Source organism: Agromyces soli (assembly GCF_022811605.1).
Classification (GTDB): domain Bacteria; phylum Actinomycetota; class Actinomycetes; order Actinomycetales; family Microbacteriaceae; genus Agromyces; species Agromyces soli.
In genome coordinates, this window is sequence record NZ_CP094533.1 from 2,607,283 (window position 1) to 2,622,394 (window position 15,112).

The 15,112-nt window shown below is 71.5% G+C and carries 13 protein-coding genes and 1 tRNA gene; 12 read left to right on the plus strand and 2 right to left on the minus strand.

What is annotated here, in order from left to right; translation table 11 throughout:
- The 6 genes from MTP13_RS12520 (at position 1) to MTP13_RS12545 (ending at position 7,486) form a co-directional block, all read left to right on the plus strand.
- Positions 1-951, plus strand: a complete 951-nt coding sequence (locus MTP13_RS12520; RefSeq protein WP_243568077.1) for an ABC transporter permease — start codon at positions 1-3, stop codon at positions 949-951.
- On the plus strand, positions 948-1,838 hold the full coding sequence (locus tag MTP13_RS12525) for an ABC transporter permease (protein WP_243568078.1): 891 nt from the start codon (positions 948-950) through the stop codon (positions 1,836-1,838). Before MTP13_RS12520 ends, MTP13_RS12525 begins: the two co-directional genes overlap by 4 nt.
- Positions 1,835-2,689 (plus strand): ABC transporter ATP-binding protein, encoded by an 855-nt coding sequence (locus MTP13_RS12530; protein ID WP_243568079.1) that lies wholly within the window; start codon positions 1,835-1,837, stop codon positions 2,687-2,689. The genes MTP13_RS12525 and MTP13_RS12530 overlap by 4 nt, the downstream gene beginning before the upstream one ends.
- On the plus strand, positions 2,686-3,543 hold the full coding sequence (locus tag MTP13_RS12535; RefSeq protein ID WP_243568080.1) for an ABC transporter ATP-binding protein: 858 nt from the start codon (positions 2,686-2,688) through the stop codon (positions 3,541-3,543). The genes MTP13_RS12530 and MTP13_RS12535 overlap by 4 nt, the downstream gene beginning before the upstream one ends.
- Entirely contained in the window at positions 3,540-5,051 is a 1,512-nt protein-coding gene (locus MTP13_RS12540) for a chlorohydrolase family protein (protein ID WP_243568081.1), read from the plus strand. Before MTP13_RS12535 ends, MTP13_RS12540 begins: the two co-directional genes overlap by 4 nt.
- Positions 5,052-5,209: 158 nt before the next feature.
- Entirely contained in the window at positions 5,210-7,486 is a 2,277-nt protein-coding gene (locus tag MTP13_RS12545) for a transglycosylase domain-containing protein (protein ID WP_243568082.1), read from the plus strand.
- 15 nt (positions 7,487-7,501) lie between these two features.
- Here the strand turns inward: MTP13_RS12545 and MTP13_RS12550 are convergent, their stop codons facing one another.
- Positions 7,502-8,140 carry an MBL fold metallo-hydrolase gene (locus MTP13_RS12550; protein WP_243568083.1) on the minus strand — a complete coding sequence of 213 codons (639 nt, stop codon included), beginning with the start codon at positions 8,138-8,140 and terminating at the stop codon, positions 7,502-7,504.
- A 179-nt stretch (positions 8,141-8,319) separates the two neighbouring features.
- On the opposite strand from MTP13_RS12550, the gene MTP13_RS12555 reads away from it, so the two are divergent.
- Positions 8,320-8,392: transfer RNA gene (locus MTP13_RS12555), tRNA-Glu, on the plus strand.
- Between the two features lie 145 nt (positions 8,393-8,537).
- Here MTP13_RS12555 and MTP13_RS12560 read toward each other — a convergent pair.
- The gene (locus MTP13_RS12560; RefSeq protein ID WP_243568084.1) at positions 8,538-9,236 is read right to left on the minus strand and encodes a TIGR00645 family protein; all 699 of its coding nucleotides are present in this window, start codon (positions 9,234-9,236) and stop codon (positions 8,538-8,540) included.
- 210 nt (positions 9,237-9,446) lie between these two features.
- On the opposite strand from MTP13_RS12560, the gene MTP13_RS12565 reads away from it, so the two are divergent.
- From MTP13_RS12565 to MTP13_RS12585, 5 genes are all read left to right on the plus strand, one after another.
- Complete coding sequence (locus MTP13_RS12565) at positions 9,447-10,469, plus strand: TerC family protein (RefSeq protein ID WP_243568085.1); 1,023 nt, start codon at positions 9,447-9,449, stop codon at positions 10,467-10,469.
- A gap of 125 nt (positions 10,470-10,594) precedes the next feature.
- A complete protein-coding gene (locus MTP13_RS12570; protein WP_243568086.1) occupies positions 10,595-11,458 on the plus strand; it encodes a PP2C family protein-serine/threonine phosphatase in 864 nt (287 codons plus the stop codon).
- A complete protein-coding gene (locus MTP13_RS12575; protein ID WP_243568087.1) occupies positions 11,455-12,645 on the plus strand; it encodes an FHA domain-containing protein in 1,191 nt (396 codons plus the stop codon). Before MTP13_RS12570 ends, MTP13_RS12575 begins: the two co-directional genes overlap by 4 nt.
- A complete protein-coding gene (locus MTP13_RS12580) occupies positions 12,645-14,300 on the plus strand; it encodes a serine/threonine-protein kinase (protein ID WP_243568088.1) in 1,656 nt (551 codons plus the stop codon). The genes MTP13_RS12575 and MTP13_RS12580 overlap by 1 nt, the downstream gene beginning before the upstream one ends.
- The gene (locus MTP13_RS12585) at positions 14,297-15,016 is read left to right on the plus strand and encodes a hypothetical protein (protein ID WP_243570823.1); all 720 of its coding nucleotides are present in this window, start codon (positions 14,297-14,299) and stop codon (positions 15,014-15,016) included. Before MTP13_RS12580 ends, MTP13_RS12585 begins: the two co-directional genes overlap by 4 nt.
- Positions 15,017-15,112 lie beyond the last annotated feature (96 nt).

Here is a 15,112-nt window from a genome sequence, read left to right on the forward strand (position 1 = left end):
ATGTCCTTCGGCGCCTACCTGGCGCGGCGCACGGGCGGCCTGCTGCTCGTGCTCCTCGTCACCTCGTTCATCGTCTTCGGGCTGCTCTACCTGGCCCCCGGCAGTCCGCTCGCGTTCATCCTCGGTCCGCGCGGCGGCACCACGGAGCAGATCGCCGCGGTCACGGCGCAGTATCACCTGAACGACCCGTTCTTCGTGCGGTACGTCGCCTGGCTCGGAGACCTCCTGCGCGGTGATCTCGGCTACTCGATCGTCTACCGGCAGGATGTCTCCGCGCTCATCTCCGGCCGGATCGGCACGACGCTCGCGCTCGTCGCGATGGCCGCGCTGCTGATCGCGGTCGTCGGCATCGCGGCGGGCACCTTCGCCGCACTGCGCGGCGGCTGGAGCGATCAGCTGACCTCCACGCTCGCGGCGATCGGGCTCTCGACGCCGTCGTTCGTCATCGGCGTCGCCCTCATCAGCGTCTTCGCCGTCGGTCTCGGCTGGTTCCCGACGTTCGGCTCCGGCGGCGGTGGGATGGACACCCTCGTCCACCTCGCCCTGCCCGCGGTCGCGCTGTCGGTCGCGAGCGCGGCGTACCTCGCCCGGATCACCCGCGCCTCTGTGCTCGAAGAGCGGGGGCGGGAGCACGTGCAGACGGCGACGGTCCGGGGCCTGGCGCCGGGGTACATCGTCCGCCACCACGTGCTCCGCAACTCGCTCGTCCCGATCGTCACGGTCCTCGGCCTCACGATCGCGACCCTCATCGCCGGCGCCGTGGTCGTCGAGAACGTGTTCGCGCTCGACGGCCTCGGCTCCCTCCTCGTCCGGGCCATCCTGCAGCGGGACTTCGCGGTCGTGCAGGCGGTCATCCTCGTGCTCGTCGTCGCGTTCGTCCTCGTCAACGCGGTCGTCGACGTCCTGTACACCTTCATCGATCCGCGCATCGTCCTCGGGAGCCGGAAATGACCACCCCGTCCACCACCAGCCTGGCCGTCGCCAGGGCGGTCGGATCGCGCCGCACCGCCGGCCTGCTCCGAACGACCGGCGGCCGACTCGGCGTCATCGGCTGCATCGCCGCGGGCCTGCTGCTCGTCATCGCGCTCGCAGCGGCGTTCGCTCCCGTGGTCGCGCCGTACGACCCCGACTTCCCCGATCTGCTCGCCTCGCTGTCCGGACCGACCATCGCGCACCCCCTCGGGACCGACGCCCTCGGCCGCGACATCCTGTCCCGGCTCATCTGGGGCGCGCGGATCACGCTCGCCGGACCCGGACTCGTCATCCTGATCGCGACCGTCGTCGGCACGCTGCTCGCCCTGCTCGCCGCGTGGCGCGGCGGCCGCATCGACACGGCGATCAGCTGGTTGCTCGACGTGCTCTTCGCCGTCCCGGGGATCGTGTTCGGCCTCATCGCCGTCGCGATCTGGGGGCCGAGCCTCATCACCGTCGTCTGCGGGCTCGCGATCGCCTACGTGCCGTACGTGGCGCGGGTCGTGCGCGGTGCCGCGCTGCGGGAGCGCAACATGCCCTACGTCGCGGCGGCGTGGCTGCAGGGGCAGTCCGGACCGGGCATCACGTTCACCCAGATCCTGCCGAACGTGCAGCCGATCGTCGTCGCCCAGGCGGTGTCCTCGCTCGGCTTCGCCGTGATCGACTTGGCCGCGGTCTCCTTCCTCGGCCTCGGCGTGCAACCGCCGACCGCGGACCTCGGCCTCATGGTGAAGAGCGGATTCGACTCGGTGCTGCGTGGCCAGCCGACCGAGGCGATCGCCGCCGGCAGCCTGATCGTCCTGATCGTCTGGTGCGTCACCGTCATCGGCGACCGCCTCACCTCGAGCGCACGGAGCATGCGATGACCGACCACCTGCTGCGACTCGACGACGTGCGCGCCACCTTGCGCCTCCGCGACGGCGAGCAGACCCTGCTGAACGGCGTGAGCCTCGAGATCGGAGCTGGGGAGGCGCTCGGCCTCGTCGGCGAGTCCGGCTCCGGCAAGTCGCTCACGACCCGCGCGATCACCCGCATGCTCGATCCCGCGTTCCGGGTGAGTGGTGAGATCCTCTTCGACGGGGCCTCCGTCCCGCGGATGAACGCCCAGGCACTGCGCCGCTACCGGCAACGCGACGTGGGGATGATCTTCCAGGACCCGCGCGCCCACGTGAACCCCGTGCACCGGGTCGGCGACTTCCTCACCGAGGCGCTCGTCCGCGACCGCGGCGTCGACCGGCGGACGGCCGAGCGCCGGGCCGTCGCGCTGCTCGACGAGGTCGGCGTGCGCAACCCGGAGCACCGACTGCGCCAGTACCCCCACGAGCTCTCCGGGGGACTGCTGCAGCGGGTGATGATCGCGAGCGTGCTCCTCGCCGAGCCGAAGCTCATCCTCGCCGACGAGCCGACCACCGCCCTCGACGTCACCGCGCAGTCCGACGTCATGGCGATCCTCGACGAGCAGCGTCGCGCACGCGGCCTCGCCCTCCTCTTCATCACCCACGACCTCGAGCTCGCCGCGGCATGCTGCGACCGGCTCGCGGTGATGTACGCGGGCGAGATCGTCGAACAGGGGGCGCACGTCTACGACGCGCCGACGCACCCCTACACGATCGAACTGCTCGGCGCCCGGCCGAGCATCGACCACCGGGTGGAACGGCTCCCGGTGCTCCGCTACGACCGGGCTGCCCACGAACTGCTGAAGACGGAGGCATCATGACCGGCAACGACCACCACGCGGCGACGCGGACGACGGACGAGCCGATCGTCGCCGCACGGGGGCTCCGCAAGGTGTACCCGGGCCCCACGAAAGGCGATCCGGTGATCGCCGTGGACGACGTCTCGTTCGAGCTGTACCCGAACGAGTGCCTCGCGATCGTCGGCGAGTCCGGCTCCGGCAAGACGACGGTCGCGCGGATGCTGGTCGGGCTCGAGACGCTCACCGAGGGGGAGATCGAGGTCCGGGGCGAGTCCCGCGCGCGGGGCGCCCGCCGGCTCGCCGACCGCCGCCGTTGGGCGAGCGAGGTGCAGTACGTCTTCCAGGACCCGTACTCCTCGCTGAACGCCAGGCAGCGCGTCGGCGACATCGTGGCGACGAGCGTCGGCCTCCATGCCGGAGCCTCCGCGACCAGGCGCGACGTGCGCACGCGGGCGCTCGACATCCTCGACCGCGTCGGCCTCGACGATCGCTTCGCCGAGAAGCATCCGCACCAGCTCTCCGGCGGGCAGCGGCAGCGCGTCGCGATCGCCCGGGCGCTCGCGGCCGACCCCGCCGTGATCGTGCTCGACGAGGCCGTCGCCGCGCTCGACGTCTCGATCCAGGCGCAGATCCTGAACCTGCTCGCCGACATCCGCGCCTCCCGCGAGGTGAGCTACCTGTTCATCTCCCACGACCTGGCGGTCGTGAACCAGATCTCCGAGCGGATGATCGTGATGGAGCAGGGCCGGGTCGTCGACCAGGGCCGCACGGCCGAGCTCCTCGCCGACCCGGTGCACCCGTACACCCGCGCGCTGCGTGCCGCCGTGCCCCGGCCCGGCTGGAAGCCCGTCCGGCGCGAACGGCTCGCCTCGTGAGCGCCCGACGCGCGCTGATCACCGCCGAGTGGATCGTCGTCGAGCACGAGGGCGGCTTCGCACAGCTCCGGGACGGCGCCGTCCTCGTCGAGGACGGCCGCATCGCGGTGGTCGGCCCGGCGGCTGATCCCGTGTTCGACGTCGCGGTCGACGAACGGTTCCCGCTCGGCCGGAGCGTGCTTCTCCCCGGATTCATCGACCTGGACGCGCTCGCCGACCTCGACCACCTGCAGCTCGACGCCTGGGGCGATGCCGCCCACGAGCAGCGGCTCGGCTGGTCCGGCGAGTACGCCCGCGCCGGCCGCCGGGAGGTGCTGTCCGCGGAGGACCGCTCGATCATGCGCCGCGCCGCGCTCGTGCAGCTCGCGCTGCACGGCATCACGAGCTTCGCGCCGATCGCCGCCGAGGTGCACTCCGCCTGGGCCGAGACGCACGACGATCTGCTCGACCTCGCGCGGACCGCCTCCGAGCTCGGCCTGCGGGCGTTCCTCGGCCCGAGCTACCGCTCGGGCGTGCACGTCACCGAAGCCGACGGGCGCCCGGGCATCCACTGGGAGGACGAGCTCGGCCGGCGCGGCCTCGCCGAGGCGGTGCGGTTCCTCGACACCGTCGAGCAGCTCGGCGACCCGCTCGTCACCGGCATCCTCGCCCCCTGCCGGATCGAGACGCTCCGCGAGGACCTGCTCCGGGAGACCGGCCGGATCGCCGCGGAGCGCGGTGTTCGAGTCCGGGTGCACGCGTTCCAGGACCACGCCGAGCGCGAGCTGATCGCCCGCGCCAGCGGCGCCACGCCGCTCGGGCTCATCGAGCGCGCCGGGCTGCTCGGCGAGCGCCTCATCCTCGCGCACGGCGTCTACCTCGACGTGCACCCCGAGGTCGCGGGCGAGGACCGCGGCGACCTCGCGGCGCTCGCCGCGGCAGGGGCCAGCATCGTGCACTGCCCGTTGACGAACGCCCGCTACGCGTTCCTCCTGGAACGGCTCTCGCAGTACCTCGAGGCGGGCGTGAACATCGCCCTCGGCACCGACTCGTTCCCGCCCGACCTCGTCCGCGGCATCGACGCCGGCGTGCAGCTGGCGAAAGCCCAGCACGGCGACCTGTCGCGCGGCCTGCTGGCGGAGTACGTGACGGCGGCGACGCTCGGCGGCGCGCGGGCGCTCGGCCGGCCCGATCTCGGGCGGATCTCGCCCGGGGCGAGCGCCGACCTCGTCGCGTTCGGGCTCGACGAGTTCCGCGCCGGGCCGATCGACGATCCGCTGCGGGCGCTGGTCCTCGCGGGGTCGGGGCGCGACGTCAGGTTCAGCATGGTCGCGGGTCGCCCGGTCGTGGTCGACGGGACGATCCCGGGCGTCGATCTCGGAGCCCTCGCCGCCGAGAGCCAGCGCATCTTCGAACGGCTGCGCGGCGCCTACGCCGAGCGGGACGTCCGACCGGAGGCGGGCCCGCTCTTCCCCGGGGTGTTCCCCGAGGCCTCGGCGGCGGCCGGAGCGGCGCGCCTCGTCGGCTGAGCCGCGGAGTGGGGGCTCAGGGCCGAGCGATGCTCACGGACACGCCGCGAGCGCCTGACGCTGGACATGCGGCAGTCCCTGAGGTTCCATGGAACGAGGGGCCCTCGTTCGAGGGGACGGCGGCACGGCCGCGACGCAGTATCGGGGAGACAGCACGGATGGATCGGAATCTCCGGAATCGGGACTTCGCCGATCGGCGCACGCCGCTCGGCGTGCTCGGCGGGTTCCTCGGGCTGATCTGCGCCTCCGTCGCCGCCGGAGCCCTCGTCGTCGCCGGGATCACTCCCGCGATCGGCCTGGTCGGGGCGAGCGCCACGCAATCGATCGGCATGTTCGAGAACCTGCCCGGGTACCTCGAGATCGACGAGCCCTCCGAGAAGAGCAACATCTACGCGGTCAAGAAGGATGGCCGGGCGAGCCTCATGGCCTCCTTCTACGAGCAGAACCGCGTCGAGGTGGAGTGGGGGCAAGTCAGCCAGTTCGTGAAGGACGCCACCGTCGCGGGGGAGGACCCGCGCTTCTACGACCACGGCGGGGTCGACGTCCAGGGCACGATCCGAGCCGCGGTGAAGACGGTGAGCGGCGGCAACACCCAGGGCGGTTCGTCGATCGCCCAGCAGTACGTGAAGAACGTGCGGGTGCAGGAGTGCGAGACCGAGTCCGGGGACGCGGCGACCGCGGAGGCGGAGGAGCAGGCCGCGGCCGAGGGCCGCGAGCTGACGCCCGAAGAGCGCAGCGATCTCGTCGCCGGGGCGAAGGAGAGCTGTTACGAGAAGGTGACCGAGACGAGCCTCGACCGCAAGCTGAAAGAGGCGCGCTTCGCGATCGGCGTGGAGAAGCGCTACTCGAAGGACCAGATCCTGCTCGCCTACCTGAACATCGCCGGCTTCGGCGGCACCGTGTACGGCATCGAAGCCGCCGCGAACTACTACTACGGCACGACGGCGGCGAACGTCACACTCGCGCAGGCCGCCTCGCTCGTCGCGATCGTGAACAACCCCGAGAAGTTCCGCATCGATCAGCCCGATGACGAGCGCAACGGCGTCGCCAACGAGTACCGCACCAACACCGACCGCCGGAACTACATCCTGCGACAGATGCTCGAGCTGAAGAAGATCACGCAGGCGCAGTACGACGAGGCGATCGCGACGCCGGTGACCCCCAACATCGTCGAGCCCAGCACGGGCTGCCAGACCGCCGGCGCGCACGCGTACTTCTGCGACTACGTCACGAAGATCCTGCAGACCGATCCCACCTTCGGCGAGGACAGTGAGGAACGCCTGGCCAACTTCCGCCGCGGCGGGTACCAGGTGTACACGACGCTCGACCTGGATCTGCAGTCCGCGGCGGTCGCCGCGATCAGCGAGAACGTGCCGCAGACCTATCCCGGCTGGGACCTGGGGGGCGTGATCTCGAGCGTCGAGGTGGGGACGGGCCGCGTGCTCGCCATGGCGCAGAACAAGATCTACAGCCAAGACCCGACTGTCCTCGCGCAGGGGCCGCAGTACACGAGCATCAACTACAACACCGACTACGACCACGGCGGTTCGAGCGGCTTCCAGCCGGGCTCGTCGTACAAGGTCTTCACGCTCGCCCAGTGGCTGAACGAGGGCCACGCCCTGACCGAGCGGGTCGACTCCCGCCCGAAGGCCAACTGGGGCTCCTTCCAGGACAGCTGCGTCGGCGGCTACGGCGACGAGGGCTGGAACCCGAAGAACGACGCGAACGAGTCGGGTGGTGCCTACACGGCGCTCGAGTCGACGATCGGCTCGATCAACACGGGCTTCGTCGGCATGGCCAAACAGCTTGATCTGTGCGGCATCCGCAAGACGGCGGAGGCGTTCGGCGTCCACCGCGCCGACGGCGGTCCGCTGCAGCAGTACCCGTCGACCATCCTCGGCACCAACGAGGTCGCGCCCCTCACGATGGCCGTCGCGTACGCGGGCATCGCGAACAACGGCGTCACCTGCTCGCCGATCGCCATCGACCGCATCGTGGACCGCAACGGCGAGGAGGTGCCGGTGCCGAAGTCGAACTGCCAGGCCTCGGTCGCCCCCGAGGTCGCGGCGGCGATGCACTACGCGATGAGCCGCGTCATGACGAGCGGAACCGCGTACGCCTCGAATGCTGCGGTGCAGCCGTACGTGCCCCTCATCGGCAAGACCGGCACCACCGACGGCAACAAGGACACCTGGATGGTGGGCGCGAGCACGAAGGTCGCGACCGCCGCGGCGGTCGTGAGCGTGAACGGCGACGCGAACCAGCGCGGCATCTACTTCGACAGCGGCCGCGCCGCCGAAGCGAGACACCGGATGTGGCCGAAAGTCATGTCGGTCGCCGCGTCGAAGTACGGCGGGGGAGAGTTCACGATGGCCGGGCCGGGCGCCGTCCGGCCGCGGGCGGGCGAGACCGAGGCCCCCGACGATGGTCGCTGACCCCGCGAGAGCGCCTCAGAAGTCGATCGTGTCGCCGGGCTCGAGCGCGAGGTACTCGGCGCCGGCCTGCTGCGCGGCCCAGGCGAGCCTGGCGTTCGACAGATCCTTGCCGGCGCGCGAGAGCAGCATCTCGTGCGTCGGGAACGCCCGGCGCGGCGCGACCCGCTCCACGTAGTCCATGGCTTCGCTGAGCTTCATCCACGGGGCCGCCGCCGGTGCGGCGAGCACCTCGATGGCGACGCCCTCCGGCGCACTGAACGCGTCGCCCCCGTAGTACAGGGCGTCGTTGACCAGCACGCCGAGATTGTCGATGACCGGGATGGACGGATGGATCACCGCGTGCCGCCCGCCGAAGAAGCGGAGCCGGAACGGACCGATCTCACGGGAGTCACCGGCCGTCACCGTCTCGACGGGGTATCCGGCGGCCGCGGCCGCGACCCCGGCCGGCCCGAGGATGCGCACGTCAGGACTGTGCTCCAGAATGCGGTCGAGTTGCCCGGGCGTCCAATGGTCGTCGTGCTCGTGGGTGATGACGACCGCGAGGGCGCCGTGCGCCTCGGTGATCGGCGTCGTGAACTTGCCCGGATCGATGAACAACCGGTCTCCGGAGTCCTCGAGGACGAGGGCGGCGTGTTCGAGCTTGGTGAGGCGCATGCCTCGAGCCAACACCCGGGCGGCTCGGGGCGCAAGCAGGGGCGGGGCGGCGCGGTTCCGGCCTCGATTCGAGGTCGGAGCGAGCGCTTCGACGGCCCGCCCCGCTCGATTTGGAATGTGCTCCGAACGTGTGTCATACTCTTCGAGTTGCCGGAAACGGAACGAGATTCCGAAGACACGGCCCCATCGTTTAGCGGCCTAGGACGCCGCCCTCTCACGGCGGTAGCGCGGGTTCAAATCCCGCTGGGGTCACGATCGGCAACACGGCGCAAAGCCCTCGCGAAAGCGGGGGCTTTCGTCGTTTTCGGGCGCGGTGCAGCACCGTGTCAGCGGCGCTGGAAACGGCGGATGCCCCGGCGCAGGAGCTGCTCCGGGGCATCCGCACTTCTCGGTTGCGTCAGTGCCGCGGTGGCACGGCCGCGGGCGCCTGCGGCGACGCCGGGACGGCGACGTCCCCGCCCTGCTCCGCTGCGACGACGGGGACCGGCACGCCGTCGTGGGTCTCACCGGGGTGGCCGCGGTGGTACGACATCCGGTCGATCCAGGCGAGCGCGAGCGCCGAGAGGATGAAGACGCAGTGGATGATGACCTGCCACATCACCCCGGTGGAGGTGTACTCCTCCCCGTTCTCGACCGCGCCGCGCTCGGTGATCGCGCCGACGCCGATGAAGGTCTTCAGCAGGTGGATCGAGGAGATGCCGATGATCGCCATCGCGAGCTTCACCTTGAGCACGTTCGCGTTCACGTGCGAGAGCCATTCGGGCTGGTCGGGGTGCCCGTCGACCCTGATGCGCGACACGAAGGTCTCGTAGCCGCCGATGATGACCATGATCAGCAGATTCGCGATCATGACCACGTCGATGAGGCCGAGCACGACGAGCATGATCTGCGCCTCGGTGAGCGCGTGCTCGAGGTTGAAGACGCCCTCGAGCAGGTGCCAGAGCTCCTTCAGGAACACCCAGACGTAGACGCCCTGGGCGACGATGAGCCCGAGGTAGAGCGGGGCCTGCAGCCAGCGGCTGGTGAAGATCAAGAGCCCGATGGCTTTCGACCACGGGGCGGTTCGGTAGGTGGGCGGCGTCGTCTGGGCGCTCATCGGTCTCCTCGATTTCCGGGGGTACGAGTCTATGTCCGCGATTCCGCTAGACTTCCGGGAGCGAAGGGGAGTATCCCGCGGTGCGCGAGCGCCGTGAGCCACGATCGTCAGTACGAACGCCGATGAAGACGTTCCGGGCGTGGCAGCGCGACAGCGCGGAGGAGAGACTTTCGGGTTCCGTCAACCCCATTACTCCCCGAAAGGCCGCCTGTGCTCGAGCTCCCCGTCTGGTTCGAAGTCGGATCCCTCGTGGTCCTGACCCTGATCCTCATCGCCGACCTGCTGCTGGTCGTGAAGCGCCCGCATGTGCCCTCGTTCAAGGAGTCGACGCTCTGGGTCGTCTTCTACGTCGTGCTCGCGCTGATCTTCGCCGGCCTGATGTTCCTCCTCGGCGACGCCGAGCACGGCGGGCAGTTCCTCGCCGGCTGGCTGACCGAGTACAGCCTCTCGATCGACAACCTCTTCGTCTTCGTCATCATCATGGCGAAGTTCCAGGTCCCGCGGAGGCTGCAGCAGGAGGTGCTCATGGTGGGCATCATCCTCGCCCTCGTGCTGCGCGGCATCTTCATCCTGCTCGGCGCCTCGCTCATCGAGAACTTCAGCTGGATCTTCTACCTCTTCGGCGCCTGGCTCGTGTGGACCGCGATCGGGCAGATCCGCGGCGGCCACGACGACGAGGAGCAGAAGGACTCGTTCCTCATCCGCGGCCTGCGCCGCCGGGTGCGGCTCACCGACGACTTCGACGGCGTGAAGCTGCGCACCACGATCGACGGTCAGCGCTTCTTCACCCCCATGCTCATCGTGTTCGTCGCGATCGGCACGACCGACCTGCTCTTCGCGCTCGACTCGATCCCGGCGATCTTCGGCATCACGCAGAGCCCGTTCATCGTCTTCACGGCGAACGTGTTCGCGCTGATGGGTCTGCGCCAGCTGTACTTCCTGCTCGGCGGACTGCTGGAGCGTCTCGAGTACCTCAAGTACGGCATCGCCTTCATCCTCGCCTTCATCGGCGTGAAGCTCGTGCTGCACGCCATGCACGTGAACGAGCTGCCGTTCATCAACGGCGGCGAGCCGATCGAGTGGGCGCCGGAGATCTCCACCTGGACGTCGCTCGGCGTCATCCTGGCGGCCATGCTCGTCGCGACCGTCGCGAGCCTCGTCAAGGCGCGCATCGATGCCCGCCGTCGTGGCCACACGCTGATGGAAGAGGTGCCGCACTTCACCGAGGACTGATGCCGAGGCGTCTCCTCGACCGAGCCGAACGGGCCGGGCCGCGCGGCCCGGCCCGTTCCTCTTGGTAGCGTGGTCTCCGGCTCGCCCGCGACCGGCGTGATCGGGCCGGCCAAGGGGAGGCGAGCGTGGCGATCGACGACGAGGGGCGCACAGCACTGCCGCACGGCGGGGCGGTGATCGCCCACAGTGCGTCGAGCGACGTCGGCCGGGTGCGGCAGATGAACGAGGACGCCTACCTCGCCGAGGCCCCCGTCTACCTCGTCGCGGACGGCATGGGCGGCCACGCCAAGGGCGATGCCGCGAGCCGTGCCGTGCTCGACACCTTCCGCCGCCACCTGGAATTCGGCCAGTCGTCGACGCCCGAGCAGGTCCTCGATGCGATCCACTCCTCGAACGAGGCCGTCCGTGCGCTGAGCGACGACGGCGAGCTCGGGACCGCGGTCGCCGGCACGACGCTCGCCGGCGTCGCGCTCGTCGACGCCGGGGCGGCCGAAGGGCTGCGCTGGATGGTGTTCAACGTCGGCGACTCGCGGGTCTACAACTGGGACGGCCGGCGCCTGCGCCAGGTGAGCGTCGATCACTCGGCCGTGCAGGAGCTCGTGGATGCGGGCGTCATCCGGCCCGACGAGGCGGAACGGCATCCCGAACGGAACGTCATCACCCGGGCGCTCGGGGCGGAGGAGGTCGTCGAGCCCGACGTCTGGCTGCTTCCCGTCGAGGGACGCCAGGTCTTCCTCATCTGCTCGGACGGGCTGACGAAGGAGCTCGACGACCACGCCATCTCGGAGGTGCTCGCCACGGGAGGCGGGCATGCGCACGGTCTCGCCGGAGAGCTCGTCGACGAGGCGCTCGCCCGCGGGGGCCGCGACAACGTCACCGTCGTCGTGGTCGAGGCCGAGAGCGGAGCGCACGAGCCGGACGAGGAGACGACCAGGGACCGTGCGCCGGCTCCCGAGGACACGCTGCCCAGGAAGGGTGACGCCGCATGATCCGCTACGTGCCCGATTCGGCGGCCAAGACGCTCGCCCTCGTGCGCGGGGATGCCGCGCTGCTCGTCCCCGTGGCGGCCTGGCAGGCCCACCCGGAGCTCTGGGACGCGCTCGCCGCCGCCGACCCCGTCGAGGCGGTCATCGGCGAGCTCGCGCGCGACGGCATCACGGCGCTGCCGGACTTCGCGCTCGTCGTCGCCGCGCCCGGCCGGGTGCGCGTCGTCGTCCGCGGTGGGTTCCGCGTGCGCACGGCGGGAGAGACCGTGACCGCGGCCGGCGTGTCGACCTGGCACGAGCGGGCGCTGGAGACCGAGCCCGAGTTCGAGGTGCTCGCCCCGTTCGCGAGGGCGGGCGGCGGCGTCGGGCCGCTCCCGCTGCTCGAGGGCGTCGTGCCCGCGCACACGTTGAGCCGAGGCGAGCCCGCAGCGGCGCACGCCGCTCCTGCCGAAGAGGCGAGCGAGATCGCGCAGCCGGAGCCCGCGCCGGCAGCGGCCGCCCCGGAGCCGCCGCGCGCGCCGGCCGAGCCGGCTCCTGAGCCGGAGCCCACGCCGGAGCCGGAGCCCACGCCGGAGCCGGAGCCCACGCCGGAGCCGGAGCCCACGCCGGAGCCGTCCGCTCCTGAACACACCCTCGTCCCGGCTGACGACGAGACGATCGTGATCGGCACGGGGGCAGGCCACGGCCTCGCGGCGGCGGCCGACGTCGCGCGCGCCCCCGAGGCGACGCCCGTCACTGGCGATCACGACGGCCTCACCGTCGCGGTCACGAAGCTGCAACGGCTCCGACGTGAGCGCGGCACCGGTCCGCTCGCCGACGCCGCCGCGCCGTCGGCCCCTGAGCCCGAGCCGGCCCGACTCCGTCTCGTCCTCGGCGACGGCCGGGAGGAGGCGCTGACCGGCGAGATCGTGCTCGGCCGCTCACCGAGCGCCGGGCGATCGAGCGGCGCCTCGCTGCCGAAGCTCGTGCAGATCGGCGTGGGCGACCCGGACATCTCCCGATCGCACCTGCGTCTCGCGGTCGAGGGCGGCACCGTCGTGGTCACGGACCTGCAATCCCGCAACGGCACCACCGTCGTCCAGCCCGACCGCGCGCCCGTGAAGCTGCGGGCGGGCGAACCGACCCCGGTGCTCGCGGGCACGCTGATCGACCTCGGCGGCGGCTGCACGATGCGGGTGGTGGCCGACTGATGCGGCGGCAGCCCAGCACGCCGCCGGAGCTTCCCGGCTACCAGTACGTCGATCTGCTCGGCTCGGGCGGCTTCGCGGATGTCTTCCTCTACGAGCAGCGTCTCCCGCGCCGTCGGGTCGCCGTCAAGGTGCTGGTGGCCGACGAGCTCTCCCGCGACACGAGGACGCAGTTCGTCGCCGAGGCGAACCTGATGGCCCAGCTCTCGGCGCACCCCTACATCGTGACGATCTTCCACGCGGATGTCGCGGCCGACGGCCGGCCGTACTTCGTGATGGAGTACTGCTCCGGGCCGAGCCTCGCCGCGCAGCTCAAGCGGCAGCCGTTCCAGGTCGACGCGGCACTGCGCACCGGCATCCGGCTCGCCAGCGCGGTGGCGACGGCGCACGCGGCCGGCATCCTGCACCGCGACATCAAGCCCGCCAACGTGCTCACCAACGACTACGGCTGGCCGGCGCTGACGGACTTCGGCATCTCCTCGACGCTCGAGGGCGAGCTGCCGGTGCACACCATGACGTTCCTCGGCGGGGGCGCCGACAGCGGCTCGACCGGCGGTGCGCAGTCCGCGATCGGGCTCAGCGTGCCCTGGTCGCCGCCCGAGCTGTTCGACGACGACCCCCGCCCGGACACGCGGAGCGACGTCTATGCGCTGGCCGCGACGGTGCACACCCTCCTCGCCGGCCGCTCGCCGTTCGAGCTCCCCGGGCGGCCGAACGGATCCCTCGACCTGATCGGTCGCATCGAGCGCGGCGCGATCACCCCGATCGATCGCGACGACGTGCCGCAGACGCTGCAGTCCGTGCTCCGCAGAGGCATGGCGGTCCGTCGCGAGGAGCGGTACGCGAGCGCGGTCGAGTTCGCCAGGGCGCTGCAGCGAGTCGAACTCGAGCTCGGCTACGCCGCCACGGCGATCGAGGTGCCGACGCAGCTGCTCGCCGCGGCCACGGCGGAGCCGGAACCGGTCGACGACGGCGCGGATGCCACTCGCGCCCGGGTCGCGTCCATCCAGGCGCAGCCGACCGCCCCGGATCCGGATGCGACGCGCGCGCGCGGCCCGGTCACCGTGCAGCCGCAGCCGCGGACGCCGCCTGCGCCTGCGCCCGCGCCCGCCGAGGAGCAGACGCTCGTCCGCCCCCGGAGCGTGCAGCAGGCCGACCCCGGGGGCCGCGTCGCGCCGACCGCCACCGCGTTCCCAGGCCCGCCCGCGTCCACCGCTGCGGCGGCCGCACTCTCGGAGCAGCCTCGACGTTCCCGGCTCGGCCTCGTGATCGGCATCGCGGCCACGCTCGTGGTGGTGGCCGCAGTCGGGGTCGCCGTGGCGCTCTCCGGCCAGCTCGGCGGGCCGCCGGAGGCGAGCGCACCGCCGGCCGTCGACACCGAGGACGCGATCGCCGGCGCCCAGGTCCCGTCGCCGGTCGTCGCCGACGGCGTCGCCTCGGCCGACGGCACCGCGGTGACCTTCGAGGTCTCGCACGACGACGCGGCCGACGGGGACCGCTACCGCTGGCGGCTCGCCGACGGCTCCGGCTCGACCGCCGTCGCCGACGGTCCGGAGATCGTGGTCTCCCCGGTGACGCCGGGGCAGCGCATCTGCATCGACGTGCAGGTGCAACGGGGGAGCAAGACGAGCGAGAGCGTGCGGGGGTGCACAGCATGAGGCCGTTGCGGATCGAGTTCTGCGGTGAGTGGTACACCGTCGAGGAGGGGGCGCCGTTCGGCATCGGCCGGGAGGCCGATCTGGTGATCGACGAGAACCCCTACCTGCATCGGGTGTTCCTGACGCTGCGGGCCGAGTACGGGCTCTGGTGGCTCGACAACGTCGGCCAGCTGCTCTCGGCGACCGTGTCCGACGCCACGGGCAGCGTGCAGGCGTGGCTCGCCCCGGGCGCGCGTCTGCCGATCGTGTTCCAGACGATGCATGTGATGTTCAGCGCCGGCTCGACCGCCTACGACTTCACCGTGCACGCGGAGGACGACTTCTACAACACCTCGCTGACGGCGGAGACCTCCACGGCCGGCACGACGATCATGCCGGTGTCGCTCACCCCGAGCCAGCGGCTGCTCGTGCTCGCGCTCGCGGAGCAGGTGCTCGTGCAGCCGGCGGGACGGGCGACCGTGCCGAGCTCGGCCGAAGCCGCCGAACGCCTCGGCTGGAGCATGACGACGTTCAACCGCAAGCTCGACAACGTGTGCGAGAAACTCGACAAGATCGGGGTCGACGGACTGCGGGGCGGCCGCGGCAAGCTCGCCACGAATCGACGGGCCCGGCTCGTCGAGTACGCCGTGGCGACTCGGCTCGTGAGCGCGGACGAACTCCCGCTGCTCGACCGGGCGCGCGAGGAGTCCGAGGAGGCGCGCGCGGCCGAGGCCTGATCGGGCGCGGAATGGCTCGCCATGGGGAGTCCTCCCCGTTTGGGGGGTCATGCCGCGCATGTTAGGTTGATGCCCGGCCCGGCACGCTCCACCCGA

Bases quoted from the DNA above. Each gene is read 5' to 3' on its own strand.
- MTP13_RS12520 (WP_243568077.1), top strand. From the start codon at position 1: ATGTCCTTCGGCGCCTACCTGGCGCGGCGCACGGGCGGCCTGCTGCTC.
- MTP13_RS12525 (WP_243568078.1), top strand. From the start codon at position 948: ATGACCACCCCGTCCACCACCAGCCTGGCCGTCGCCAGGGCGGTCGGA.
- MTP13_RS12530 (WP_243568079.1), top strand. From the start codon at position 1,835: ATGACCGACCACCTGCTGCGACTCGACGACGTGCGCGCCACCTTGCGC.
- MTP13_RS12535 (WP_243568080.1), top strand. From the start codon at position 2,686: ATGACCGGCAACGACCACCACGCGGCGACGCGGACGACGGACGAGCCG.
- MTP13_RS12545 (WP_243568082.1), top strand. From the start codon at position 5,210: ATGGATCGGAATCTCCGGAATCGGGACTTCGCCGATCGGCGCACGCCG.
- MTP13_RS12550 (WP_243568083.1), bottom strand. From the start codon at position 8,140: ATGCGCCTCACCAAGCTCGAACACGCCGCCCTCGTCCTCGAGGACTCC.
- MTP13_RS12560 (WP_243568084.1), bottom strand. From the start codon at position 9,236: ATGAGCGCCCAGACGACGCCGCCCACCTACCGAACCGCCCCGTGGTCG.
- MTP13_RS12575 (WP_243568087.1), top strand. From the start codon at position 11,455: ATGATCCGCTACGTGCCCGATTCGGCGGCCAAGACGCTCGCCCTCGTG.
- MTP13_RS12580 (WP_243568088.1), top strand. From the start codon at position 12,645: ATGCGGCGGCAGCCCAGCACGCCGCCGGAGCTTCCCGGCTACCAGTAC.
- MTP13_RS12585 (WP_243570823.1), top strand. From the start codon at position 14,297: ATGAGGCCGTTGCGGATCGAGTTCTGCGGTGAGTGGTACACCGTCGAG.